We start from the raw sequence: 26,016 nt of genomic DNA, 5'->3' as shown, positions 1-26,016 counted from the left end.
TTGAAACTCGCAGTGGTGGGCGGCGGTTCCACCTACACCCCCGAACTGATCGACGGCTTCGCACGGCTGCGCGACACCCTGCCGGTGAGCGAGCTGGTGCTGATCGACCCGGCCACCGAGCGGCTGGAGCTGATCGGCGCCCTGGCCCGCCGGATCCTCGCCCGGCAGGACCACGCCGGCAAGGTCACCACGACCACCGACCTGGACGCGGGCGTCGCCGGGGCCGACGCGGTCCTCCTGCAGCTGCGCGTCGGCGGACAGGCCGCCCGGCTCCAGGACGAGACCTGGCCCCTGGAGTGCGGCTGCGTCGGGCAGGAGACCACCGGCGCGGGCGGACTCGCCAAGGCCCTGCGCACCGTCCCGGTGGTCCTCGACATCGCCGAGCGGGTCCGGCGGGCCAGCCCCGACGCCTGGATCATCGACTTCACCAACCCGGTCGGAATCGTCACCCGGGCCCTCCTGCGCGCCGGCCACAGGGCCGTCGGACTGTGCAACGTCGCCATCGGCCTCCAGCGCAAGTTCGCGGCCCTGCTGGACCTCGCCCCCTCCGACGTCCACCTGGACCACGTGGGCCTCAACCACCTCACCTGGGAGCTGGGTGTGCGCAGGGGCGGCCCGGACGGCGAGGACCTGCTGCCCGGGCTGCTCGCCGCGCACGGGGAGGCCGTCGCGTCCGACCTGCGGCTGCCGCGGGCGGTGCTGGACCGGCTCGGCGTCGTCCCCTCGTACTACCTGCGCTACTTCTACTCCCACGACGAGGTCGTCCGGGAGCTGGGCACCAAGCCCTCCAGGGCCGCCGAGGTCGCCGCGATGGAACGCGAACTCCTCGCCCTGTACGCGGATCCGGGCCTCGACGAGAAGCCCGCGCTGCTGGCGAAGCGGGGCGGCGCCTTCTACTCGGAGGCGGCCGTGGACCTGGCGGCCGCGCTGCTGGGCGACGGCGGCACGGACGTGCAGGTGGTCAACACGTACAACAACGGCACGCTGCCCTTCCTGCCCGACGACGCCGTCGTCGAGGTCCAGGCGCGCGTCCGCACCGCCGACGGCTCCGGCCCCGTACCGCTGCCGGTACCGCGCCTGGACCCGCTGTTCACCGGGCTGGTCTCACACGTGACGGCGTACGAGGACCTCGCACTGGACGCGGCCCTGCGGGGCGGCCGCGAGCGGGTGTTCAAGGCACTGCTGGCGCACCCGCTCATCGGCCAGTACGACCTGGCCGAAGGACTGGCCGACCGGCTCCTCGCGCACAACAAGGAGCACCTGCCATGGGCCTGAGCCTCCCTCCGGTCCTGGCGATCGACGCGGGCAACAGCAAGACGGACGTCGCGCTCCTCGGCCCCGACGGGTCCGTGCTGGCCACCGGGCAGGCCGGGGGCTTCCAGCCGCCGCGCACCGGGGTGGCCGCGGCCGTGGACGTACTGGCCGAGGCACTGGCCCGCGCGGGGGTACGCCCCGGCGCCGGGGGCGGGCCCGTCGCGGCGCACGTGTCGGCGTGCCTCGCGAACGCCGACTTCCCGGTGGAGGAGCGGCGGCTGGCGGACGAGATCGGGCGCCGCGGCTGGGGGCGCACCACCGCGGTGCACAACGACACCTTCGCGCTGCTGCGCGCCGGACTGCCGACGGGCGCCGAGCCGCGGGGTGTCGCGGTGGTCTGCGGGGCGGGCATCAACTGCGTCGGGATGACCCCGGACGGGCGGACCGCGCGCTTCCCCGCGGTCGGGCGGATCTCCGGCGACTGGGGCGGTGGGGGCGGGCTGGCCGAGGAGGCCCTGTGGTTCGCGGCCCGGGCGGAGGACGGGCGGGGCGCGGCGACGGAGCTGGCCCGGGCGCTGCCCGCACGCCTCGGCCACGGCTCGATGGCCTCGCTGATCGAGGCGATGCACCTGGGGGACGTGCCGGCCGGGCGGCGGCACGAACTGACCCCGGTGCTGTTCGAGGTGGCCGCCGCCGGCGACCCGGTGGCGCTCTCGCTGGTGCACCGCCAGGCGGACGAGGTCGTGGCCATGGCCGTGGTGGCGCTGGGCCGCCTGGGCCTGCTGGACGAGGAGGTGCCGGTGGTACTGGGCGGCGGGGTGCTGGCGGCCCGGCACCCGCGGCTCGACGAGCGGATCGCGGCGGGCCTCGCCGAACGGGCCCCGCACGCCCGCGTCACCGTGGTCACGGCACCCCCGGTGCTGGGCGCCGGGCTGCTGGGCCTGGACGCGGTCGGGGCCCCGGCGGAGGCCCACGGAAAACTCCGGGCCCATTTCGGTTGAACCCGCCCCGAAAGGCGCCCGGTCTGCAACCGTTACGGCCCTAAGGGCGTATTGACGGTGAAGGGGTGACGAAAGGCACCCGCGGGGGCGGATCGCCCCGGATCCAGCACCGGGTGCTGTGGTCCACCGGCACTACGGCCATACTGCTGCTGCGCAGGGGGACCCCCCGGCGCCGGCTGGGGGACGACAGGACCGAGGGGGAGGTCACGGTGGCGATCACATCACGCGCGCCCGCGCCCGGGGGTGGTGTCTCCGCGCCGCCCGCCGGCACGTCGGCGTCGCCGCCCGCCGGGCCACCCGGAAGACGCACCGCCTGGTCCGAGGGAGTGCAGCGGCTGCGCGAGGCTGCCACCACCGAGCCGGGCCGGCTGCGGATCATCGGCGCGGTACTGGCCGCGCTGATCGTGCTGTTCGGCACGGTCAGCGTGTGGGAGATCTCCGGCCGGGCCACCGCCGCCGACGACGTGGTGGGCCGCAGCCAGCCGCTGAGCGCGGACGCGGCCAGCATCTACCGCTCCCTGGCCGACGCCGACACCACCTCCTCCAGCGGTTTCCTCCTCGGCGCGCAGGAGCCGCGCGAGGTCCGCCAGCGCTACGAGAAGGACATCGCCAACGCCTCCCGCCTGCTGGTGAGCGCCGCCGCCAACACCGGCGGCAGCGAGGAGTCCCGCGAGCAGATCACCCTGCTGAGCGAACAGCTGCCGCGCTACACCGGCCTGATCGAGCAGGCCCGCGCCACCAACCGGCAGGGCCTGCCGCTGGGCGGCGCCTACCTCCGCTACGCCAACGAACAGATGACCACCCAGCTGCTGCCCGCCGCCCAGCGGCTCTACGAGGCGGAGACCCGGCGGCTGCACACCGACGACGACGACGCCCGGGCCTGGCCGCTGGGCTCACTCGCCCTCGGCCTGCTCGCCGTGGCCGCCCTGGTGTGGGCGCAGCGGCGCAACTACCGGCACACGAACCGGGTCTTCAACCACGGCCTGGTGGCGGCGACCGCCGCCTCCGTGGTGGTGCTGCTCTGGCTGTCCGTCGGCCACACGGTGGCGCGTTCTTCGCTGAGTGAAGCCCGTACGGACGGGCAGGAGTCGATGAAGGTGCTCAACGACGCGCGGATCGCCTCCCTCCAGGCCCGTGCGAGTGAGAACCTGACACTGATCGCGCGGGGCGCCGTACTGGCCGAGGACAAGAAGTCCGACAAGTACGACGTGGACTTCACGAACAACATGAAGCAGCTGGACGCGGGGCTCGCGACCGCGCTGCGGCTGGCCGACGACGAAGACGGCCGAACGCCCGTGAGCCGCGCCGCGGACGGCGTGGAGCAGTGGAAGCAGCGGCACGCGGCGGCCCGGGAGGCGGACTTGAAGGGCGACTACGAGGCCGCACTGCCCCAGGTCGTCGGGGACGATCACCACAAGGAGAGCAGCGGCGCCGCCTTCGACACGGTGGACGCCTCCCTGGAACTGGCCGTCGCCCACGAGCAGCGGGAGTTCACCCGCGCCGCCCAGGACGGGATCGGCGCGCTGGGCGGTCTGGTGACGGGCTCGGCGGTACTGGTGGTCATCGGCGCGACAGCGGCCCTGCTCGGTATCGGGCGCAGGCTTTCGGAGTACAGGTGAGAGCGATGCGGATACGGGCGCGGCGGGCCGCCGAGGGCCATGAGGAGTACGAGGAGCACGAGGGCCGCACGCGTGCCCCCGGCGCGCGGTCCGGGGTCCGGCGGGCCGCCGGCCGGCTGCGCGGCTGGGGCGGCGTGAGCGCGATGGCCGTCGCCTGCGCCGTGACCGCCGCGGCGGTGCTGCTGCCGCTGGCCCACGCGACGACGGACACCGCACCCGGTGTCCCCCGCCGTCCCGCCTCGGCGGTGGCGGCCCCGGCGGCGCCCTGGGTCCTCGCGGACACCTGCCAGGACCCCGAGGCCAGCCTGCGCCCGTCCGAGGTGGACGGGGCTGCCATCGCGCGGATCAAGGCGGCCGGCAAGCTCGTCGCGGGCGTGGACCAGAACAGCTTCCGCTGGGGGTACCGCAACCAGACCGCGGAGGGCGGCCGCCTCGACGGCTTCGACATCGACCTGGTCAAGGCCATCGCCAAGGACATCCTGGGCGACGAGAACGCGGTCATCTACCGGGCCATCCCGACGAGCCAGCGCATCCCCGCCCTCCAGGAGGGCCGCGTCGACGTCGTCGTGCGCACCATGACCATCAACTGCAAGCGGCTGGAGGACGTCGCCTTCTCGACGGCCTACTTCGAGGCCGGACAGCAGGTGCTGGCCCCGAAGGGCTCGCCGATCACCGGCTACGACGCCTCGCTGAAGGACAAGCGGATCTGCGTCGCGGCCGGTTCCACGGCGGAGAGCGCGCTCAAGGCCCAGTCGTACGGATCGCAGCCGGTCACCGTCGCCAACCAGCTGGACTGTCTGGTCCGGCTCCAGCTGCACGAGGTCGACGGCATCATCACCGACAACGCCCTCGCCGCCGGCCAGGCCGCGCAGGACCCGTCGGTGCGGCTGGTGGGCTCGCCCTTCACCCGCGAGTTCTACGGGGTCGCGATGAACAAGGACGCCCCCGACCTGGTCCGCCGGGTCAACAAGGTGCTGGAGAACTACCGCGCGGGCGGCAACGACAGCCCGTGGATGAAGGCGTACCTCAAGCACCTCCAGCCCGTGCTGCCCGGCGTGACCGCGCCGCCCGCGCCCAAGTACCGGGACGGCTGAGGCCGGTGGCGATTCCGGGCACGGGACCGGGCACGAGATCGGACGCGGAGCGGAGCGGGGAAGCGAACACGGAGGCGGCGGCGGAAGCGGAGGCACGGTCGGTGGAGACGGGGTCGGCAGTGATGGACCGGGACGGCGTCGACCGTGCCCTGGCCCGGCTGGGCGCTGAGCACGAGGCCGTCGAGACCTCACTGCTCGCCCTCCAGGACCACGCGGGGCGCCGGCTGCTGGAGGGCGCCGAGCTGGCCGGGCTCACCAAGGAGCGGTGGGCGGGGGCCGACGCGGACATCACCCGCCTGTGGACGTACTTCGACGCATACAGCGGCGCCCTGGCCGCCGCCCGGGAGATCCGTGAGCGGCGCCGCTGGCCCCACCGCGAGGACCTGATCGAGCTGACCGAGCGGCTGCGCGGGCCCGGCGTCCTGATCGCCGGGGCCGCCACGGAGGGCGCCGCGCTGGCGGAACGACTCTCCCTCGCCGAGCTGGTGACCCGGATGAACGACCTCTACGCGCGTTCGCTGGACGTGGTGGTCGCGGCCGACGCCGTGTGGTCGGCGCTGCCCGCCCGGATCGACCTGCTCGCCGCCGAACTGCACCGCACCCGTTCGCTGGCCCACTCGGTGGGCGTGCGCCCGGGCGAGCACCCCTCGGGCGACGACCTGGAGTACATCACCGCCGAGCTCACGGAGCTGCGCACCCAGGTGATCGCGGATCCACTGGCCTTCTGGCGTTCCGCCGCGGGGAGTTCCGCGCCCGGCGGTGGCCGGCCGGACACCGGCCGCTACGACCGGGCCGCGCTCGCGCTGGAGGACGTACGCCGGGAGGTCGAGGCGGTACTGGCCGTACGGCAGGACGCCGAGCAGCGGCTGATCAGCCTGCGCGACGTGCTCTCGCGGGCCGACCGGACCCTGGCCGAGGCCCGGACGGCGCGCGGCGAGGTGCTGGCGAAGATCGCCGCGTCCGAGGTGCCCGTGGTCAGCGGCCCGCCGACGGTGCTCCAGGAGCAGCTCGCGGCCGCTGCCGAGCACCGGCGTCACGCACGCTGGCACCGGCTCTCGCCGCTGCTGGAATCCCTGGAGGAACGGGCCGAGGAGGAACTGCGCAGGGCCCGTGAATCGTTGACCGCGGTGACGGCGCCACTGGCCGTACGGGCCGAGCTGCGCGGGCGTCTCGACGCCTACAAGGCGAAGGTGGCCCGGCACGGGCTGGCGGAGGACCCCCTGCTGATCGAGAGGTACGACGTGGCCCGGCGGATGCTGTGGAGCGCACCCTGCGATCTGCGGGCCGCCGAACAGGCCGTCCTGCGCTACCAGCAGGCGGCCGCCGAGTCGCTGGTGCCCCGGCGGCAGCCCGAGCAGACGATCCGGCCCGAGGGGCCGGGGACGGAGGACGCATGAGCATGATCGGAGCAGCGTGCGTTCGCCCCGGCTGCCCGGGTTCGTACGAGGACATGGGCGGCGGCGAGCTGTACTGCGACACCTGCGGCCTGGCCCCGGTCGGCTCGATCGCGGCGGGTGCGGAGGAACTGGTGTCACCGCCGACCGGCATGACGAGCGCGGCCCGCGGCTCGCTGGGATCCGGTGGGTCCCGGGCGTCGCACGGATCGCAGGGCTCGCAGGGGTCCCACGGCTCGGCGCGCTCCTCGGCGTCTGCGCGCTCCTCCCGGTCCTCCTCGTCCCGCCGTTCGGTGTCGGGGCGGCTCTCGCGGTCGCTCACGGGGCAGGCCTCCACCCGTTCGGTGTCGGTGCGCAGTTCGGGCTCGGCCGCCTCCTCCTCGGGGCGCAGCAGGCTGGGCGCCGGTCTGGTCAACGTGCCGGAGGTGCCCCGTCCGGACCCTTCGGCGGCGGTCCTGGAGAATCCGGAGGTGCCGGAGCGCAAGCGCTTCTGCTCGCGTTCGGACTGCGGCGCCCCGGTGGGCCGGGCCCGCGGGGACCGGCCGGGCCGGACGGAGGGCTTCTGCACCAAGTGCGGGCACCCGTACTCCTTCGTGCCCAAGCTGCGCGCCGGTGAAGTGGTGCGCGGCCAGTACGAGGTGGCGGGCTGCCTCGCGCACGGCGGTCTGGGCTGGGTGTACCTGGCGGTGGACCGGGCGGTCGCGGACCGGTGGGTGGTCCTCAAGGGCCTGCTCGACACCGGGGACCACGACGCGATGGAGGCCGCGATCTCGGAGCGGCGCTTCCTCGCGGAGATCGAGCACTCCAACATCGTGCGGATCTACAACTTCGTGGAGCACCTGGACCAGCGGACCGGTTCGCTGGACGGGTACATCGTCATGGAGTACGTCGGCGGCAAGTCGCTGAAGGAGATCGCGAACGAACGCCGCCGGCCGGACGGCCGGCGTGACCCGCTGCCGGTGGAACAGGCCTGCGCCTACGGCATCGAGGCGCTGGAGGCCCTGGGCCACCTGCACAGCCGGAACCTGCTGTACTGCGACTTCAAGGTCGACAACGCGATCCAGCAGCAGGACCAGCTGAAGCTGATCGACATGGGCGCGGTGCGGCGGATGGACGACGAGGAGTCGGCCATCTACGGCACGGTGGGCTACCAGGCCCCGGAGGTCGCGGAGTTGGGGCCGTCGGTGGCCTCGGACCTCTACACGGTGGCGCGGACGCTGGCCGTCCTGACGTTCGACTTCCAGGGCTACACCAACGTGTTCGTGGATTCGCTGCCGGACCCGGAGCACATCGAGGTGTTCCGTCGGTACGAGTCCTTCTACCGGCTGCTGGTGCGGGCGACCGACCCGGACCCGGGGCGGCGGTTCGCCTCCGCGCAGGAGATGGCCGACCAGCTGACGGGTGTGCTGCGGGAGGTGGTCGCGCTGCAGACGGGGCGGCCGCGGCCGCAGCTGTCCACCCTCTTCGGCCCTGAACTGCGGGTGCCGGACACCCTGCTGTTCACCGGCACGGACACGTCGGACACGGTCGTCTCCCGCCTGGGCCACCGCACCGTCGCCTCCCGGCCGTTCGCCTCCCGGCGGGGTGGCGGGCTCCTCGGTCTCGTCGGCCGCGGCCCGGCCCGGCCGGCGGCTGCGGCGCCGGGCAGAGCCGGGGTCCCGACCCCGTCGGCGGCCGCCGCCACGTCGGGCCCGCAGGGCCACACCCCGCCGACCGGCCTCGGCCTGCCCGGTACGGCCCCCGGCGGCACGCCCGGCACGTGGGCTTCCGCAGCCGGCGGCGCAGCCGCGTCGGGCGGAACGCCCGGTACCTGGCAGTCCGCAGTCGGCGGCGGGGGGCTCGGGACCACCGCCACGCACGTGGCGGGGGCTGCCGTGCCCCGGGCCCGGCAGGCTCCCGCAGCGGGCCCCGGCCCCGTCGCATCGCCGCCCGCCCCCGCCTCCGCCCCCGTGGCCGCAGCGACCGTCACGACCCTCGACGCCCGCGAAACGGCGCTGGCGCTGCCCGTACCGCTCGTGGACGCCGCCGACCCCAACGCCGGTTTCCTGACCGGTCTGCTGGCCTCCGCGCCCGCCGACCTGCTGGGCGCGCTGGCCTCCGCGCCCGCCGACTCGGCCGAGTTGCGGCTGCGGGAGCTGCGGGCCCGGCTGGAGCTGGGTGAACTGTCCGCGGCCGGGGACGCCCTGGCCGAGCTGGAGGCCCGCCACCCGGACGACTGGCGCGTCGTGTGGGCCCGCGGCATCGCCTCGCTCGCCACCGGTGACGACGAGATAGCGGCGCTGTCCTTCGACGCGATCTACGACGCCTTCCCGGGCGAGCCCGCGCCGAAGCTGGCCCTCGGGCTGTGCGCGGAGGTGCTGGGCCAGCTGGACAACGCCGCCGAGTACTACCGCCTGGTCTGGATCACCGATCCGGGATTCGTCAGCGCGGCCTTCGGACTGGCGCGGGTCCAACTGGCCGCCGGCGACCGGGGCGGAGCCGTGCGCACGCTGGAATCCGTACCGGAGGCGTCCATCCACTACACCGCCGCGCGGGTGGCGGCGGTACGCGCACGTCTGCGCGACCGGTCACCGGACGAGCCGCTGCTGGCCGATCTTTCGGCGGCCGCCGACCAGGTGGAGGCCCTGCGGAGGTTCGGGCTGGACCCGGAACGGCAGGAGTCGCTGGCGACGGAGGTTCTGGGCTCTGCCCTGGACTGGGTACTGTCGGGTAGCCGGGGTGCCGACCCCGGCCGTACCTCGCTGCTCGGCAGTCAACTGGACGAGCGGGGCCTGCGCTTCGGACTGGAGCGCTCGTACCGCGTCCTCGCACGGCTGGCACGGCGTGGCGAGGAGAGGATCGAACTGGTGGAACGGGCCAACCGTTTCCGTCCCCGGACGTGGGTGTGATTGATGTCGATGCATCGGCCGTCGGGCTGCCCCAGCTGCGCGGAACCCCTGGAAGAGGGTGACCGTTTCTGCGGCCTCTGCGGCTACGCCCTGACCTCTTCTCCCCCGGCCGCGTCCACGGACCACCCGACCATCCCCATCCCACCGGCGCCACCGGCGCCACCGGCGCCCGCCGCGCCGCCCGCGCCGGTCCAGGCCGCCCCCGCGGGCGGGTACGGGATGCCGGCGCCGGCCGGCCCGCACGGCTCGCCCGGCGCCGGTGAGCCCGCCCCCGGCTGGGGCAGCGTGGCCGCCGCCGCGCCGACCCTGGTGGGGGACCCGGCCGACTGGGCCACCGCCCCGGCGCAGCACCGCCCGGAACAGGAACCGGAGCAGGAGCCGGAGCCCCGGCCGGGCCCGGCGGGAGCCGCCTACCCGGGCCACGAGAACCCGTACGGCGCCGGCCAGGGCCCGGCGGACGGCCCCGAGACCCGCCACGACCGTCCCGGCGGCGACCCCGCCGGCGGCCACCCCGGCCCGCCCCCCGGGGCCACGCCCTGGGGCACGGGCGAGGGCGCCCACGAGGCCCCGCACGAGAACCCGTACGAGAACGGGTACGACGGCCCGCCCCCGTCCGGCGCGGCGCCCGGCGGGAAGACCTGTGTGGCCTGCCGGGCCGGGCACGTCGACACCGACGGGTACTGCGAGCACTGCGGGCACGCGCAGCCCCGCGAGCGCGACCACGTCGAGGAGGAGCTCGGCAGCGTCGCCGCCGTCAGCGACCGGGGCCTGCGCCACCACCGCAACGAGGACTCGTTCGCCGTGTCGGCCACCGCCCTGCCCGACGGCTCCGCCGCCACCGTCGCCATCGTGTGCGACGGGGTCTCCTCCGCGAGCCGCCCCGACGAGGCGTCGGCCGCCGCGGCGGCCGCCGCCAACGAGGCGCTGCTGGAGGCGCTCCCTCGTGGCGCGCACCCCCAGGAGGCCATGCACGAGGCGATCCTGGCCGCCGCCGCGGCGGTCAACGCCCTGGCTCCGGAGGTCCCCGGCGCGCAGAACGCGCCCGCCTGCACCCTGGTCGGGGCCGTCGTCAGCGGCGGCCTGCTCACCATCGGCTGGGTCGGCGACAGCCGCGCCTACTGGGTGCCCGACGACCGCGCCGCGCTGCCCCGCCGCCTCACCGAGGACGACTCCTGGGCCGCCCAGATGGTCGCCGCCGGCCTGATGGGCGAGGCCGAGGCCTACGCGGACGTCCGCGCGCACGCCATCACCGGCTGGCTCGGAGCCGACGCGTACGACCTCGAACCGCACACCGCGATCTTCAAGCCGGACCACCCCGGCGTGGTGGTGGTCTGCACCGACGGCCTGTGGAACTACGCGGAGTCCGCGCGGGAGATGGCCCAGGTGCTGCCCGCCGACGCCGCGGTACGCCCGCTGCACAGCGCGCAGGTGCTCGTGGGCCACGCCCTCGACGGCGGCGGCCACGACAACATCACGGTGGCCGTCGTGCCGTTCGCCACGCAGACCGAACGGGAACCGGGAGCGGCACCGGAGCCCGGACCGGCCGCAGCACCGGAACCGGAAGTGGAAGCGCGCCCGCAGGTCTGACCCGCCTGCCCGAGCCCTCTAGGAGTCCAGCCGATGGCGAATTTCGCCAAGCCGAGCGCCCCGCGCTTCAGCGTGGACGTGTACCAGAACGAGTTCCTTCCCGAAGGCGGGCGGGACGTCCACGCCATCGTCACCGTCACCGCCACGGGCGGCGGCAGCGTCACCCGCGGGACGCCCGCCGACGGCACGGCCGCCGTCGTGATCATGGTCGACTGCTCGGGTTCCATGGAGTACCCGCCGGAGAAGATGCGCGGCGCCCGCGAGGCCACGGCGGCGGCGATCGACACCCTGCGCGACGGCACCGCCTTCGCGGTGATCGCCGGCACGCACGTGGCCAAGGAGGTCTATCCGGGCCAGGGCCGCCTCGCCGTCGCCGACCCCGCCACCCGTGCCCGGGCCAAGGAGGCCCTGCGCGGTCTCAGCGCCGGCGGCGGCACCGCCATCGGCACCTGGCTGCGCCTGGCCGACGGTCTGCTGCGCGGCTCCACCGCCGCCATCCGCCACGGCATCCTGCTGACCGACGGACGCAACGAGCACGAGGAGCCGGCCGTCCTGCGCGCCACCCTCGACGCCTGCGCGGGTCGTTTCACCTGCGACGCCCGCGGTGTGGGCACCGACTGGGAGGTGAAGGAGGTCACCGGCATCGCGAGCGCCCTGCTCGGCTCCGCCGACATCGTGGCCGACCCGGCCCACCTCACCGAGGACTTCACGCTCATGATGGAGAACGTCATGGGCAAGGAGGTCGCGGACGTCTCGCTGCGCCTGTGGACCCCGGTCGGCGTGGAGATCCAGTACGTCAAGCAGGTCGCTCCGACCGTCCAGGACCTGACGGCCCGCCGCACCGACACGGGCCCGCGCGCCGGTGACTATCCGACCGGTTCGTGGGGGGACGAGTCCCGCGAGTACCACGTGTGCGTACGCGTGCCCGGTGCGGCCGTGGGCCAGGAGATGCTCGCCTCCCGCGCCACGCTCGTCCGGCCTGCGACGGGCGGCGAACCCGAGGCCGTCCTGGCCCAGGGCCTGGTGCGCGCGGTGTGGACGAACGACGTGGCCGCTTCGACCGCCATCAACCCGCAGGTCGCCCACTACACGGGGCAGGCGGAGCTGGCGCAGGCTATCCAGCAGGGCCTCGAAGCCCGCAAAATGGGCGATGTCGATGGTGCTACGGCCAAACTCGGACGGGCCGTACAACTGGCGAGCGTCTCCGGCAACGCCGACACAGCACGACTCCTGTCGAAGGTGGTGGATGTGGTGGACGCGGTGGCAGGTACTGTGCGGCTGAAAGCGAAGGTTGCCGACGCCGACGAGATGACTCTCGAAACACGTTCGACGCAGACCGTCCGAGTGAAGAAGTTCTGAGAGCCTCCCGCGATGACGCAGGGAGAAGAAGGGGGAAGAGCCGCCATGCCGACCTGCCCGAACGGGCACCAGTCCGCCTCCGACGACTGGTGCGAGGTCTGCGGCCACCGCATGGGTACCCCGGAGGGACCCCCCGCGGTGCCTTCCTACGGCTACGGCTTCCCCCCGACCGCCGGTGAACCGACCGCCCAGGCCGAGCTGTGCCCCCAGTGCCGGACCCCGCGCGAGGCCATGGCCCCGTTCTGCGAGGAGTGCCGGTACAACTTCCTGACCCGTTCCGCGACCTCGTACGCCTCCCCGACCACGGACCCGGGGCCGTCGGCGCACGGCGGCGGCACCGGTGCGGGTGCGGGTGCCCCTGCCGGGCCCCGTCCCGGCAGCCCGCCCCCGCCGCCCGTGCCCGCGCCGGGGACGTACGGACAGGACCACTTCGAGTACCAGGGTTCGCGGCCGTCCCGGGTCAACCGACCGGCCGAGCCGCTCCAGCGCGAGGACGACTGGATGCTGTCGCCGCCCGCGCACGAGCCGCCGCCGGCGTACCAGCAGGCTCCCCAGCCCCCGCAGCCCCAGTACCAGCAGCAGCCCCCGCCGTCGCACCAGCGGGAGTACCAGCAGGAGTACCGGCAGCAGCCCCAGACGCCGCCGTACCAGCCCCTCCCGCCGCAGGGCGGCTCCTGGTCCGCGACGATCGGCCCGGACCGCTCGTACTTCATGGCGATGATGCAGCGCAGCGGACCCGAGGCGACCGGGCTCAACCTGCCCGCGTACTCCCCGGAGCAGCACCTTCCGCTGTCCGGCGGCCAGATCACCATCGGCCGCCGCCGCGCCTCCACGGGCGAGTCCCCCGACATCGACCTGTCGGTGCCCCCGGAGGACCCGGGCGTCTCCCACCAGCACGCGGTGCTGGTGCAGCAGCCCGACATGAGCTGGGCGGTGGTGGACCAGAACTCCACCAACGGCACCACCATCAACGGCGGCGAGGACCCGATCCAGCCCTACGTCCCGGTCCCGCTCGCCGACGGCGACCGCGTCCACGTGGGCGCCTGGACCACGATCACCATCCGCCGCGGCTGATCACACCTGCCCCAGGGGCCACACGTAGGGCCCCTGGGGGTCGTCCAGCCACGACCACTGGCCCTCCGGGCCGACCGAGACCCCGAAGCGTTCGCGGCCCGGCCGGCCCTCGCTGCGCCACAGGTCCAGGGCCTCGCGGGGGTGCAGTACCCCGGCGGTCAGCACGAGCATGAACTGGAAGCGCTCGTTCTCCACCAGCTCGTACGGGAGCCCGCGCACCATGGCCATCCGGTCGGGCGGCGGTACGGCCGTGGCCCCGCGCAGCGGGACGAAGTACGCCGCGGTGTGCAGGAAGCGGCCCTCCGCGAAATCGGCGTCCCGCACCGTGAGGGCGATCAGCCCGGTCGACAGCGGGGCGAGGATCCGCGCCCCGGGCCGGCACTGGCCGAGCCAGGCGTGCGGGACCAGGGGGAGGGTGCAGGTCACCAGGATCCGGTCGAACGGGGCCCGGGCGGGACAGCCGCGGGCGCCGTCTCCGGTGACGACGGTCGGGTGGTAGCCGAGGTGGGCCAGGTGGGTCCTGGCGGACTCGGTGATCTCCTCGTCCAGGTCCACGGTGGTGACGTGCTCGTCGCCGAGGCGGTGGCTGAGCAGGGCCGCGTTGTAACCGGTGCCCGCGCCGATCTCCAGGACGTCGTCGCCGTCGCGCACGTCGAGGGCGGACAGCATCTTCGCCATCAGGGAGGGCTGGCTGCTGGAGGAGACCAGCCGGCCGTCGCGCAGCCGGGTCGCGAGCGGCGTGTCGACGTACACCCCGCGCAGCCAGCGGGCCCGCTGCGCGGGATCGGGGTCCTCGGCCCAGAGCCGTTCGTGGCCGGCGCCGCGGTCGGTCCAGAAGTAGGGGACGAAGACGTGCCGGGGCACGGCCGCGAAGGCCGCCCGCCAGCGCGGGTCGTCCAGTACGCCGGCCGCGGTCAGCTCCCGCACCTGGGCGGCGTGCGCGGTTTCCCGCAGGTCCCGCGTCTCGGTGGTGTGTGCGCCCATGCCTCCACTGTCCTGCGCCCGGCCGTCGCGTGCGAACGCGAAGGGACCCCCGGGCGGCACCGGGCGTCTGAGACGATGGTCGGGTGAATGAGATTCCGCGGGGCAGCCTTCAGGAGCAGACCTTCTACGAGCAGGTGGGCGGCGAGGACACCTTCCGTCGCCTCGTGCGGCGCTTCTACCAAGGCGTCGCGGAGGACCCGCTGCTGCGCCCGATGTACCCGGAGGAGGACCTCGGTCCCGCCGAGGAGCGGTTCGCGCTCTTCCTGATGCAGTACTGGGGCGGCCCGACCACCTACAGCCGGCACCGCGGCCACCCGCGCCTGCGGATGCGGCATGCGCCGTTCCAGGTGGACTCGGCGGCGCACGACGCCTGGCTGAAGCACATGCGGGTGGCGCTGGACGAGCTGGGGCTGGCGCCGGAGCACGAGGCGCAGCTGTGGAAGTACCTGACGTACGCCGCCGCGTCGATGATCAACACGGCGGGCTAGGCCGGGCTGGAGAGCGTACCCGTGGGCCGGCCGGCCCACGGGCCGCGCGGGTCAGACGGGGCTGACCCGGAAGGCGCCGAGGCCGCCGGTGGCGCCGGGGCGGCGGGTGGCGACGGAACCGTACGGGGTGCGCAGCCGCAGCCAGCTCCCGGCGGCGAGCAGCGCCACGGGGTCGGGGGCGGCGCCGGACGTGGGGGCGGGGGCGGACACGGTGGCCCGTACCGGCCTCAGGAAGCCCAGGGACTGCGCGGCGTGCGCGACGCGCAGCGGCAGCTCGGTGTCGCCCAGGGTGCGGGACCAGATCTCGCGGCCGATGCGGTCGCGCTCGGACCGGGTCCGGTGCTGCACGGGCAGGGCCTCGTCACGGGCCCGGAACTCGGCGACGGACGCCGCCAGGACCTGCGCGATCGCCTCGGGGCCGGGCAGCCCCGGCAGCTGCCGCCAGCCGCCGCGGGGCGGGAGCACTCCGGTCCACGGCGGGCCGGTGACCGGCCCGGGCACGGCGGCCTCGGCCGAGGCCTCGTCCACGGCTTCCAGGAGCTCTCCGGCGGAGACGGTCACGTCCAGCGGCGTCGCCACGGGGACGGCGAGCCGGACGGTGCGGATGGCCAGGACCTCGAAGGAGGGGGGCCGTCCGAAGACGCCGAGCGCGCCGCCGCCGGCCTGGAGGCGGACGGCGGCGGCCCGGTCGTAGTGCACCAGCCGGCCCAGGAAGGCGGCGAGGTCCGCCGCCTCCCCGGAGTCGGCGAAGCGCAGCTGCTCGGTCATGCCGCGATGGCCTCGGAACGCGGCTCGTCGAGGTACTCCTCCAGGAAGTGCCTCTCCTCGGCCGTGATGCGGCGCGGCCGGCCGGCGGCGAGGTTGTAGGGCACGACCACGGTCTCCGCGCGCACGTAGACCGTCTCGGGCCTGTCCTCGGTCGCCTCGTCCTTGACCTCGTAGCGGATGGTCAGGGAAGCGGCGCCTATCCGGGTCACCCAGGACTCGATGAGGACGGGCTCGTGACGGTGCACGAGGGGCAGCTTGTAGTCGATCTCGTGGCGGGCCACGACGGATCCGCCCGTGAAGGACTCGCTGCCCTCGCCCGGCGCGAGGCGGAACATGAAGTCGATCCGCGCCTCCTCCAGATAGCGGAGGAAGACGACGTTGTTGACGTGCCCGAAGGCATCCATGTCCGCCCAGCGCAGGGGGCAGCGGTAGTGGTGTCTGGCCATGGCCGTGACCTCAGCTCTCCCCTCAGCCTCGGGTGAGCTTCTTGTAGGTGGCGCGGTGCGGACGGGTCGCGTCCGGGCCGAGCCGCTCGATCTTGTTCTTCTCGTAGGACTCGAAGTTGCCCTCGAACCAGAACCACTTCGAGTCACCCTCGTAGGCGAGGATGTGCGTGGCCACTCGGTCCAGGAACCAGCGGTCGTGGGAGACGACCACGGCCGCACCGGGGAACTCCAGCAGCGCGTTCTCCAGCGAGCCCAGGGTCTCGACGTCGAGGTCGTTGGTGGGCTCGTCGAGGAGCAGCAGGTTGCCGCCCTGCTTGAGGGTCAGCGCGAGGTTCAGGCGGTTGCGCTCACCACCGGAGAGCACACCGGCCGGCTTCTGCTGGTCCGGGCCCTTGAAGCCGAAGGCGCTGACGTACGCGCGGGACGGCATCTCGACGTTGCCGACGTTGATGTAGTCCAGCTCGTCCGACACGACCGCCCAGAGGGTCTTCTTGGGGTCGATGTTGGCGCGGCCCTGGTCGACGTAGGAGATCTTGACGGTCTCGCCGACCTTGATCTCGCCGGAGTCCGGCGTCTCCAGGCCCTGGATCATCTTGAAGAGCGTGGTCTTGCCGGCGCCGTTCGGGCCGATGATGCCGACGATGCCGTTGCGCGGCAGCGTGAAGGACAGGTCGTCGATGAGGACCTTGTCACCGAACGCCTTGGAGAGGTTGTTGACCTCGACCACGATCGAGCCCAGACGCGGGCCCGGCGGGATCTGGATCTCCTCGAAGTCCAGCTTGCGCATCTTGTCGGCCTCGGCCGCCATCTCCTCGTAGCGGGCGAGGCGGGCCTTGGACTTGGCCTGGCGGCCCTTGGCGTTGGAGCGGACCCACTCCAGCTCTTCCTTGAGGCGCTTGGCGCGCTTCTCGTCCTTCTTGCCCTCGACCTTGAGGCGCTCGGCCTTCTTCTCCAGGTAGGTGGAGTAGTTGCCCTCGTAGGGGTGCGCGCGGCCGCGGTCGAGCTCGAGGATCCACTCGGCGACGTTGTCGAGGAAGTAGCGGTCGTGGGTGACGGCCACGACGGCGCCCTTGTACTGGGCCAGGTGCTGCTCCAGCCAGTTCACGGACTCGGCGTCGAGGTGGTTGGTGGGCTCGTCGAGGAGCAGCAGGTCGGGGGCCTCCAGCAGCAGCTTGCAGAGGGCCACGCGGCGCTTCTCACCACCGGAGAGGTTGGTGACGGGCCAGTCGCCGGGCGGGCAGCCCAGGGCGTCCATGGCCTGCTCCAGCTGGGCGTCGAGGTCCCACGCGTTGGCGTGGTCCAGGTCGTCCTGCAGCTTGCCCATTTCCTCCATCAGCTCGTCGGTGTAGTTCGTCGCCATTTCCTCGGCGATCGCGTTGAACCGGTTGAGCTTCTGCTTGATCGGGCCGACGCCGTCCTCGACGTTCTCCAGGACGGTCTTCGACTCGTCGAGCTTCGGCTCCTGCATGAGGATGCCGACGGAGTAGCCGGGCGAGAGGAAGGCGTCGCCGTTGGAGGGCTGCTCGATGCCCGCCATGATCTTCAGAACGGTGGACTTACCGGCACCGTTCGGACCCACCACACCGATCTTCGCGCCGGGCAGGAAGTTCAGGAAGACGTCGTCAAGGATCACCTTGTCGCCGTGTGCCTTGCGCGTCTTGCGCATGGTGTAGATGAACTCAGCCAAGAGAAACCGTCCGGCAGATCGATGGTGGGCAGATACACCCCATCTTGCCAGGCGTCCATACCTCGGGGGAAACGCGTATGGTCAGGGCCCCGGCCCACGGCCCGCGGGCGGCTCGGCGGCTGTCCTGCCGCCCGCCGTCTTCGCAGGTCGGGCGGCACGGCACAGCAAGACGCCCCCTAGGGGGTGTCCGGCTAGCCGCGGCGCAGCCGGGAATCGAGGACCGCGCCGAGGAGTTCGGCGTCGGGTGCGGTCAGCAGTCGTTTGGGCAGGACCATCACCCAGCTCTTGAGGCCGCTCCTGCCCACGACGGCGTAGAGGCTCGGGGTCTCGTGATACCGCGTCATCGCGTCCCAGCCCAGGCGCTTGATGTCCGCGCCGTCGAGGACGGCCGCGATGCCCGTGCCGTCGACGACGCAGTCCGCTCCCTCGTGGGCCCGCTGGGCCCGGAGTGCGTGCGTGACGATCCGCCGGGGCGCGAGCAGGGCGAACACCGTCGCGTAGACGGCGGCCGCGACCACGAGGCCGATGTTGACGGATCCGCCCTCGGCGTCGACGCGTACCCCCAGGAGCGCGATGAGGAGCGCGCCCGCGGCGGCGAGCATGCGCAGCAGGCGAAACGTTCCCGCGACCTTCAGTCCCTCACGGAGCTCGCTCTTCTCGACGCTGCCCGTGAACCGCAGGACGACATCGCCCGTGACCTGGGCCTGCTGCGGCTGTCGTATGTCGATGTCTTCCACAGGCGCGGAGCATAGCGCTCCGTCGGCCTCGCGGCCGGTGGCCGACAGCCCGCCCCGGGGCGGGCGGGGCGGGCTGTCGGCTCCCGGGTCAGAGGGGGCGGTAGACCGTGAGGGCGTCGGGGAGGGCGTCGAGGACGAGTTCGCTCGGTGCCTTGGCGTATTCGCCGTCGTAGGCGAGGGGGGTGCCCGCCGGGACGGACCCGATGCGCAGGCTGCGCAGGCGGGTGGCCGCGTGGACCGGGGACCGGCTCAGGGGGCCTGCGAAGGCGGCGGCCAGCAGGCGGGGGCCGGGCCGCCCGCCGCCGTGGACGAGGCGGAGGTCGAGCAGGCCCTCGCCGAGGCCGTCGCGGCGGCCGGGGGCGGGGCCGGTGCCGTGGTAGGTGCCGTTGCCGGCGAAGAGGAGCCACACGCTCCGGGGCCGCCCGGCCAGGCTCAGCCGTACGGGCCGCTCGGCGCGCAGGACCTTCCAGGCCGCCAGCAGCGCGGCCGGGCCGCCGCCGATGCGCGGGCCCCAGCGCAGCCGGTGGCGCAGCAGCTCCGGGTAGGCGCCGATGCTGAAGTTGTTCAGGAAGTAGCCGGGCTCTCCGTCGGGGCCCGGGGAGAAGCGGCCCACGCCGATGCGGACGGCCTCCCCGTGCTCCAAGGCCTCGCAGGTGCCCTCGGGGCCGATGAGGCCGAGGTCGAGCGCGAAGTGGTTGAGGGTGCCGCCGGGGAACACGGCCAGGGGCACGTCGGCACGGAGCGCGGCGGTGGCCGCCGCGTTGATGGTGCCGTCGCCGCCGCACACCCCGAGGACGGTGGCGTGCGAGGCCGCCCGCGCCAGCGCGGGCAGCAGCTCCGCGCCCTCGCACTCGATCACCTCGGCCTTGGGGAGCCGGGTGCGCAGCAGGTCGGGTACGGCCGCGGCCGTACCCGACCCGGTGTTGACCACCACGGTCAGCCCGGCCCCTTCGGGCAGCGCGGGCACGCCGATGGCCTTCCGCTCGTCGCCCGGCACGGCCCGGGCCTCCTGCACGTCGCGCGCGAGCCGGCGTACGACGAATGCCGCGCCCACGCCCAGCGCCGCGCCCGCCGCCACGTCCGAGGGATAGTGCACGCCGGTGTAGACGCGCGAGAAGGCCACGGACGCGGCGACCGGCGCCAGCACGGCGCCCCAGGCCGGCGAGGCCAGTGCCACCCCGGCGGCGAAGGCGAAGGCCGATGCCGAGTGCCCGGAGGGGAAGGAGGTGGTCTGCGGCTGCACGGCCAGCTGCCGCACCACGGGCACGCCCTCCAGCAGCGGCCGCGGGCGGCGCACCGACCACTTGCCGACGGTGTTGATGGTCGAGGAGGCCAGCGCCAGTGAGGCCGCCCCGCGCAGGGCCGCCTTGCGTGCCCCGGCCGATCCGAAGACGGCGATGGCCGCGGCGGCCCCGCCCCACAGCACCCCGTGGTTCGCGGCCCGCCCGAGGCGCGGCAGCACGCGGTCGGCGCCGGGCCAGTGCCTGCGGGCCACGGCGTCGAAGAGCCGGCGGTCCCACCGTGCGAGGACACCGGTCCAGGTCAGTTCTTGATCAACCATTTCCCGCCTCTACCCCGGATCCCGTACCGGAATCGGCACGGCGCTCCACGCCGGCCCGTTCGAGGCCGGCCTCGTTCCCCTTCTCGGCTGTCCCTCTCTTCCTACTCCTCCTCGTCGAGCGGGCGCTTGCGCAGCAGCAGGACGACCAGGCCGCCCAGTACGACCAGGCCCACCGCCAGGGAGGCGATGACGGGCGTGGCGGCCGAGCTGCCGCTGGTCGCCAGCCGCTCCTCGTCCGGGGAGGTCGTGGGCAGGGACGCGGACTGCGCGCCCAGCGCGACGGCCGCCGAGCCCGCTCCCGGGGCCGGGTCCGACGCCGGGGTCGCTCCGGCGTCGGGCGGCGGGGGCGGCGGCCATGCCGCCCGCGCCGTGGCGGCGGTCACGGACTCGCTGGAGCCGGCCACGATCTGCGCCTGGGCGGGGACGCCGCTGGTGAAGACCCGCCCGACCGGCACCCTGGTCGCCCCCTGGACGGTGACCGAGGCCGTCCCGTCGGGGGTGCCCGCCGGGACCTCGAAGTAGATCCGGCTCCCGTTGACCGCCGTGGCCAGCGGCTGCCCCTGGGCGTCCACCACCCGCACGCCCATGGCCACGGCCGCCGCGTCCGGGACGACCGACACGCTCCGCGCCCCGGTGCGCACGGTCACCGGGCCGAGGCGGGTGCCCACCGGTCCCGACACGTCGCCCGGGTCCAGCCCCAGCGAGGCGGGCGGCTCCGGCATCTGCCCCGCGGCCCGCTGGAGGTAGTCGGCCAGCTTCTCGGCGGACGGGTCCGCCGCCTCGACCCGCACGCCGTCCGCGAGCCGCCAGATCGCCACCTGGGTCCCGGCCGCCGCGCTCTCCGCGGTGAGCGCCACTGCTCCGGCCGCCTTGGCGAGCCCGGCCAGGTCGTTCAGCTGCGGGTAGGAGTGCTCCAGCACCCATCGGATCCGGCCCGCCTGCCCGTTGCCCGCCAGCGGGCTGCCGCTCCACCCGCTCTCGGTGTACCGGGCCTGCGGCTGGGCGTTGCCCGCCACCCCGACCCCGTAGGTCTGGAGCATCCCCCCGCCGTCCACCCGCATCTCGTACAGGCCGGCGGGAATGTGCCGCACCGATCCGTCGCCGGCGTGCAGGACCGCCTGCCCGTACGTCTTCAGCCCGTCCAGCACGGCGCTCGCACCCTCCGGTGCGCGGGGCGCCACCGGGCCGGAGTCGGCGGCGGCCCGGGCGCCGGGCGCGGCGGCGAGGGCCGCGGCCAGCAGGGCGGCCGCGAGCGGCCGGCGCGCGGAGCCCCGTACCGCGGCGGAGGGTTCGAGCGGCGCGGGAGCGGGAGCGGAGACCGCATGTGCGGGAACAGCGGGAACAGGAGCGGGAACAGCAGGAACAGGTGCAGGAGCGGGAGCGGGAGCAGGAGCGGAGGATGCGGGAACGGCAATCGACACAGTCTTCCCCTTCGGGCCAAAGACCCAGGTGCCCGTGAGTACCGGGGAATCCTAACCGCCTCGAACACTCAGACCACCGCCGCCTTCTGAGTGTCCATCAGCGGATGATCGGTTCTCACCACCCGCCTGAACGCCGCCGTGCCGCGGTTCAGGTCGTGCCCGACGGCGGTGGCGTCGATCTCCGCGCCGAACCGCCGGTTGCCCTCCCCGTCGGGCGGGTCCTCCCGCACGCGCAGCCGCCCGTGCACCACCAGCGGTTCGCCGACCGATACGGAACCGGCGAGGTTCACCGCGAGGGTGCGCCGCGCCCACACCGTGTAGAAGCTGGTGGCCCCGTCCGTCCAGGCTTCCTTGCGCCGGTCGAAGTACCGGGGCGTCACCGCGAACCGGAACCGCGCCGACGGACCGTTCACCGTCTCCTTGTAGTCGACCTGCGTCGCCACATACCCCACCAGCGTCACCTGGGTGTCGTACATCCCGGCCGCCCTCCCCCGTCGTCCCGGCCCGCACGGACCATCCGTACGGGCTACGAGCCATGCTGCGCCCGGCGGCCGGTCCCCCGCTGCGGCCTGTGGACTACTGGCGGGTTGTGGACAACCGGCTCCCCCCTGCGGCGACGGTGGCGTACTGCTCCCGCACCTCCCGGTAGCGCAGCAGCTCCGCCGCCACCGGTTCGAGCACCCGGGCCCGTCCGCACCCGGCCGCCGCCTCGCGCAGCTTGCGCTCCGCGTCCTGCCCGTACCGGCGTGCCGGGCCCCGGGCCGCGATCGAGCAGGCCCATTCCACGAGGGGCCCGCCGATGATGCCCGCCACCATCAGCAGCACCGGCGGCATCAGCTTCGGCTCCAGCACCCCGACGATCTGCCCGACGAGCCACAGTCCGCCGAAGATCTGGAGCAGCGTCATGGCCGCCTGGGTCAGCACCGCCGCCGGCCACCACGCGGGCCGCGGCGGTTTGGCGTTCGGCACCGCGACCGCGGCCCCGAGGGTCACCGCGATCTCGTCCAGGGCCTCCGGAAGCCCGTCGGCGCCGCGCACCGCCGTCTCGCGCACGGCCTGCGCCCACGGCTGGGGCAGCCCCGCGACCGCTTCGTCGGCGACGACGCGTACCGCCTGCTCGACCCGCTGACGTGCGGTCACCTCCTCCTCGACCGGCGCCTGCGGGACGGCCTGGCCGCGGCCGCCGATCGCCGCCAGGGCCGCCAGTCCCGCGAGGGTGCGCGGCGCGCGCCGGCCCTCGTACCAGCGCCACAGCCGCAGCCACGGGGTCCCGCACGCCTTGCCCGCGTTGCGCCGCCAGGCCCGTTCGGCGGCGAGCCCGGCCGCGCAGGCACCGACCGCCTCGGCGAGCCGGTCCTCGAACTCGGCGCGCGCCGTCTCCCCGATCTCGGGTCCGGCGTGCCCGTCGGCGACGTAGAGCGGCCGCAGCCGGACGGCCGCGCGGTCCACGTCCGCCGAGATCCGCCGGGTCGCGGCGCCCTTCTCCTGCGTGAACTGCCCGAGGAGTTCGCGCAGCTCGCCGACGCCGTCGCCGGTCAGGGCGGACAGCCCGAGGACCGTGGCGCCGGGCTCGCCGTGTTCGCCGAGTGCGATGCCGTCCTCGTCGAGGAGCCGTCGCAGGTCGTCCAGTACGAGGTCGGCGGCCTCGCCGGGCAGCCGGTCGACCTGGTTGAGCACGACGAAGGTCACCTCGGCGTGTCCGGCCAGCGGCCGCAAGTACCGCTCGTGCAGCACCGCGTCGGCGTACTTCTCCGGGTCCACGACCCACACCACGGCGTCGACGAGCGCCAGTACGCGGTCCACGTGGTCGCGGTGCGCGCCGAGCGCCGAATCGAGGTCCGGCAGGTCGACGAGGACCATCCCGCGCAGGGCCTCGGCCTCGGAGGTCTCGCGGGGCCGGCGCCTCAGCCGCCCCGGGATCTCCAGCCGGTCCAGCAGCCCGGCGGCCCCGTCCGACCAGCTGCACGCGATGGGCGCGGCGGTGGTCGGGCGGCGCAGTCCGGTCTCGGAGATCTGCACGCCGGCGAGTGAATTGAAGAGCGTGGACTTGCCGCTTCCGGTCGCTCCGGCGATCGCGACGACCGTGTGCTGGGGCGAGAGCCCGCGGCGTGCGGCGGCCTCGTCCAGGACCCGTCCGGCCTCGGCGAGGGTCTTGCCGTCGAGCCGGGTCCGGGACAGCCCGACCAGCTGGCGCAGCGCGTCGAGGCGCTGGCGCAGGGCCTGCGCCTCGGGGCTGAGCGGGGGCGCGGTCGACTTGCCGCCGTCGCTGCCGGCGCCGGAGACGGCCCGTACGAGCGCCTCGTCGCCCTCGTCGCCCGCCTCCGCGGCGTCCTCCTCGCCCGCGTCGACGGGGCGGGGGCGGGAGCGCGCGATGAACCCGTCGTCCCACCGGTCGTCGGTGCGGTCGGTCAGGGCGGTCACGGCGTCACCTCTCCTTCTGCAGTACGGACAGCGCGGCGATCAGTTCTGCCTGCGGTTCGGGGGTCACTGCGAGTGCCTCCAACGGGGCGAGGCGGCGGTCGCGTTCGCCGCGCAGCACCTCGTCGAGGTGGTCGCCGACCAGTTCGCCGCCCTTGTCGCGCAGTCGCAGGGCGGCCTGGGCGCCGATCCGCTCGGCGAGCTTCTCCCCGGCGGGCCGGGCTCGTTTGCCGCCGAGCAGCGCGGCGACGAGCAGGGCCGCGACGCCGTCGGCGTCGGGGGCGGGCTGCCTGTCGAGCCCGGCCACCTCTTCCTCGGCCAGTTCCTCCAGCACGCAGCGCCAGCGGCGCACGGCCATGCCGATACGTTCCGCCGCCTCCTTGTCGGGCCCGGGCACGACCAGCGCGCCGGAGGCCGGTTCGCGCCGCCAGGCTTCGGCGATCCGTTCGTCGGCGGCGGCGACGGCGCACTGGAGCAGTGCGGCGAGGGATTCGGCGAGCGAGTCCAGCAGTTCATCGGCGCTGGTGTCGAGGGGGTAGCCGCGCCAGCGGGTCAGCGCGTCGCCGGCCAGTACGGCCCCGTGGTCGAGGCGGCCCCGGACCCTCTTGCCCTCGCGCCGGTACGCGTCCTCGACGGCCGAGGTCAGCCGTACGGCGGCGGCGTGCTGGGCGGCGACGGCGGAGGCGAGTTCGGGCATCCGGCGGCGCAGCGAGTCCAGGGCGCCGAGGGCGGTGCGCCCGACGGCGTACTGCCGGGCGGCGGGGTCCTGTGCGTGGTGGGCGAGCCAGGCGAACAGCGGTGCGACGGCGCTGGCCGGGAGCAGCCCGCCGCCGCCGGCGGACTCGGGGAGTTCGGGGACGGTGAAGCGCGGTACGTCGCCCAGCCCGGCCTTGGTGAGGAGGGCGCCGTACTGGCGGGAGACCTCGGCGAGCACCTGGTGCGGCACCCGGTCCAGGACGGTGATGAGGGTGGCCTTGTACTGCTTGGCGGTGCGCAGCAGGTGCCAGGGGACGGCGTCGGCGTACCGCGAGGCGGTGGTGACCATCACCCAGACGTCGGCGGCGCAGATGAGTTCGGCGGCGAGTGTCCGGTTTTCGACCACGAGGGAGTCGATGTCGGGGGCATCGAGGATGGCGAGTCCGCGCGGCAGGGTGGAGGCGGTCTCGATCCGCATCTCGCGGGTCTCGTGGCCGCCCTGGGCGCCGCTGCGGCCGCGGCCGCGGCCCCGGGAGGCGGTTCTGGGGGGCGTGTCGTCGTCCTCGTGCGGTACCCAGACCCGCATCAGGTCGGGCAGTACGCGCATGCCGGCGAACCAGTGGTGGTCGTCGGGGTGGCAGACGAGCACGGGCGTGCGGGTGGTCGGACGCAGCACGCCGGCTTCGCTGACCTGGCGTCCGACGAGGGAGTTGACGAGGGTGGACTTACCGGCCCCGGTGGACCCGCCGACCACGGCGAGCAGGGGCGCCTCGGGCGCCTTCAGGCGCGGTACGAGGTAGTCGTCGAGCTGCGCGAGCAGCTCGGTTCTGGTCTGGCGGGCCCGTGGGGCGCCGGGCAGGGGCAACGGCAGACGTACGGACGCGACCCGGTCGCGCAGGGCGGACAGGGCATCGAGCAGCTGAGGCCGAACATCCAAGGTCACCACATGCGAAGAATGCCCAATTTAGGACCATTTTTGAAGCTTATACGCCCCCTGCGCGCCGAGCGCGACTCCAGTGGGACATTCTGGGCACGACGGACGAGTGGGGCGCAGGCATAACGAGTGCACAACACCCAGGGCGCCGCGGCGCAAAAGCGATGCGAGAATCGCACCTGCCTGCGATTATCGGGACCGCTTCACGGAACCTCCACATCGTGGCCCGCGAGTGAAGCAACCGGGACAAGGCGGCCGGAGCCCTATCCTTGACCCGGTACGGACCGAAGTCCCACCCCCACCAGGGGCTCCAGGCCCACCACGGCCACCTTCCGGCCCCCGTAGCTCAGTGGATAGAGCAGGTGCCTTCTAAGCACTTGGCCGCAGGTTCGAGTCCTGCCGGGGGCACACATTCTCCACCACCGAAGCCCTCCCTCCGCGGAGGGCTTTCGCGCAGGTCGCGGCGGTCGACGGGGCCCCGTCGAGGCCCCACCCGGGGCCCGCGCGGGCGCGGTTCGGGTCCGGTCCGACCGTGGCCGGCGGCGTTGCTCCAGACGCGCCGAAAGGTCACCCCTCCCGGCGCGTCGCCGGTTCGCCACCCGGCCC

Annotated in this window: 20 protein-coding genes and 1 tRNA gene; 11 read left to right on the top strand and 10 right to left on the bottom strand. The window is 74.2% G+C overall.

Annotated features, from left to right (window positions below; genetic code table 11):
* The 9 genes from IG86_RS0103610 to IG86_RS0103570 all read left to right on the top strand — a co-directional run bounded on the left by IG86_RS0103610 (window position 1) and on the right by IG86_RS0103570 (window position 13,270).
* Window positions 1–1,275, top strand: coding sequence for a 6-phospho-beta-glucosidase (locus tag IG86_RS0103610; RefSeq protein ID WP_030894619.1), 1,275 nt, complete (start codon window positions 1–3; stop codon window positions 1,273–1,275).
* Entirely contained in the window at window positions 1,266–2,255 is a 990-nt protein-coding gene (locus IG86_RS0103605) for an N-acetylglucosamine kinase (protein ID WP_030819087.1), read from the top strand. Before IG86_RS0103610 ends, IG86_RS0103605 begins: the two co-directional genes overlap by 10 nt.
* A 209-nt stretch (window positions 2,256–2,464) precedes the next feature.
* Window positions 2,465–3,874, top strand: a complete 1,410-nt coding sequence (locus IG86_RS0103600; RefSeq protein ID WP_385871173.1) for a hypothetical protein — start codon at window positions 2,465–2,467, stop codon at window positions 3,872–3,874.
* A gap of 143 nt (window positions 3,875–4,017) precedes the next feature.
* A complete protein-coding gene (locus IG86_RS0103595) occupies window positions 4,018–4,968 on the top strand; it encodes a glutamate ABC transporter substrate-binding protein (RefSeq protein WP_234316104.1) in 951 nt (316 codons plus the stop codon).
* Window positions 4,969–5,090: 122 nt separating this feature from the next.
* Window positions 5,091–6,365, top strand: a complete 1,275-nt coding sequence (locus IG86_RS0103590) for a hypothetical protein (protein ID WP_030819081.1) — start codon at window positions 5,091–5,093, stop codon at window positions 6,363–6,365.
* Window positions 6,362–9,250: a serine/threonine protein kinase gene (locus IG86_RS0103585; protein WP_030894616.1), complete on the top strand. Its 2,889-nt coding sequence runs from the start codon at window positions 6,362–6,364 to the stop codon at window positions 9,248–9,250. The genes IG86_RS0103590 and IG86_RS0103585 overlap by 4 nt, the downstream gene beginning before the upstream one ends.
* Window positions 9,251–9,253: 3 nt before the next feature.
* Window positions 9,254–10,837 carry a PP2C family protein-serine/threonine phosphatase gene (locus IG86_RS0103580; protein WP_051784944.1) on the top strand — a complete coding sequence of 528 codons (1,584 nt, stop codon included), beginning with the start codon at window positions 9,254–9,256 and terminating at the stop codon, window positions 10,835–10,837.
* 33 nt (window positions 10,838–10,870) lie between these two features.
* The gene (locus IG86_RS0103575) at window positions 10,871–12,196 is read left to right on the top strand and encodes a VWA domain-containing protein (protein ID WP_030894613.1); all 1,326 of its coding nucleotides are present in this window, start codon (window positions 10,871–10,873) and stop codon (window positions 12,194–12,196) included.
* A 45-nt stretch (window positions 12,197–12,241) separates the two neighbouring features.
* Window positions 12,242–13,270: an FHA domain-containing protein gene (locus IG86_RS0103570; RefSeq protein ID WP_030819073.1), complete on the top strand. Its 1,029-nt coding sequence runs from the start codon at window positions 12,242–12,244 to the stop codon at window positions 13,268–13,270.
* On the opposite strand, the gene IG86_RS0103565 is transcribed toward IG86_RS0103570, so the two are convergent.
* Window positions 13,271–14,254: a methyltransferase domain-containing protein gene (locus IG86_RS0103565; RefSeq protein WP_030894611.1), complete on the bottom strand. Its 984-nt coding sequence runs from the start codon at window positions 14,252–14,254 to the stop codon at window positions 13,271–13,273.
* Window positions 14,255–14,337: 83 nt separating this feature from the next.
* Between IG86_RS0103565 and IG86_RS0103560 the strand changes: the two genes are divergently transcribed.
* Window positions 14,338–14,742, top strand: a complete 405-nt coding sequence (locus IG86_RS0103560; protein WP_030819069.1) for a globin — start codon at window positions 14,338–14,340, stop codon at window positions 14,740–14,742.
* A 51-nt stretch (window positions 14,743–14,793) separates the two neighbouring features.
* On the opposite strand, the gene IG86_RS0103555 is transcribed toward IG86_RS0103560, so the two are convergent.
* The 9 genes from IG86_RS0103555 to IG86_RS0103515 form a co-directional block, all read right to left on the bottom strand.
* Window positions 14,794–15,510: a DUF8010 domain-containing protein gene (locus tag IG86_RS0103555; RefSeq protein WP_030894608.1), complete on the bottom strand. Its 717-nt coding sequence runs from the start codon at window positions 15,508–15,510 to the stop codon at window positions 14,794–14,796.
* Window positions 15,507–15,956 carry an acyl-CoA thioesterase gene (locus tag IG86_RS0103550; RefSeq protein ID WP_030655344.1) on the bottom strand — a complete coding sequence of 150 codons (450 nt, stop codon included), beginning with the start codon at window positions 15,954–15,956 and terminating at the stop codon, window positions 15,507–15,509. Before IG86_RS0103550 ends, IG86_RS0103555 begins: the two co-directional genes overlap by 4 nt.
* Before the next feature lie 22 nt (window positions 15,957–15,978).
* Window positions 15,979–17,643: an energy-dependent translational throttle protein EttA gene (ettA, locus tag IG86_RS0103545; protein WP_078848321.1), complete on the bottom strand. Its 1,665-nt coding sequence runs from the start codon at window positions 17,641–17,643 to the stop codon at window positions 15,979–15,981.
* Window positions 17,644–17,834: 191 nt separating this feature from the next.
* A complete protein-coding gene (locus tag IG86_RS0103540) occupies window positions 17,835–18,380 on the bottom strand; it encodes a hypothetical protein (protein WP_030894604.1) in 546 nt (181 codons plus the stop codon).
* An 88-nt stretch (window positions 18,381–18,468) separates the two neighbouring features.
* Window positions 18,469–19,941, bottom strand: a complete 1,473-nt coding sequence (locus IG86_RS0103535) for a bifunctional phosphatase PAP2/diacylglycerol kinase family protein (protein WP_030819062.1) — start codon at window positions 19,939–19,941, stop codon at window positions 18,469–18,471.
* A 101-nt stretch (window positions 19,942–20,042) separates the two neighbouring features.
* On the bottom strand, window positions 20,043–21,362 hold the full coding sequence (locus tag IG86_RS38310; protein WP_030894601.1) for a thioester domain-containing protein: 1,320 nt from the start codon (window positions 21,360–21,362) through the stop codon (window positions 20,043–20,045).
* Window positions 21,363–21,430: 68 nt separating this feature from the next.
* Window positions 21,431–21,838: a single-stranded DNA-binding protein gene (locus IG86_RS0103525; RefSeq protein ID WP_030819059.1), complete on the bottom strand. Its 408-nt coding sequence runs from the start codon at window positions 21,836–21,838 to the stop codon at window positions 21,431–21,433.
* A 100-nt stretch (window positions 21,839–21,938) separates the two neighbouring features.
* On the bottom strand, window positions 21,939–23,783 hold the full coding sequence (locus tag IG86_RS0103520; RefSeq protein ID WP_045936763.1) for a GTPase: 1,845 nt from the start codon (window positions 23,781–23,783) through the stop codon (window positions 21,939–21,941).
* Between the two features lie 4 nt (window positions 23,784–23,787).
* Window positions 23,788–25,413, bottom strand: coding sequence for a dynamin family protein (locus tag IG86_RS0103515; protein ID WP_030894598.1), 1,626 nt, complete (start codon window positions 25,411–25,413; stop codon window positions 23,788–23,790).
* A 332-nt stretch (window positions 25,414–25,745) separates the two neighbouring features.
* On the opposite strand from IG86_RS0103515, the gene IG86_RS0103510 reads away from it, so the two are divergent.
* Window positions 25,746–25,818, top strand: a tRNA-Arg gene (locus IG86_RS0103510).
* Window positions 25,819–26,016 lie beyond the last annotated feature (198 nt).

It is taken from the genome of Streptomyces virginiae, assembly GCF_000720455.1.
Taxonomy (GTDB): Bacteria; Actinomycetota; Actinomycetes; order Streptomycetales; family Streptomycetaceae; genus Streptomyces; species Streptomyces virginiae.
Note: the sequence above shows the minus strand (reverse complement) of the source record. Positions and strands in the feature narration are given on the sequence as shown.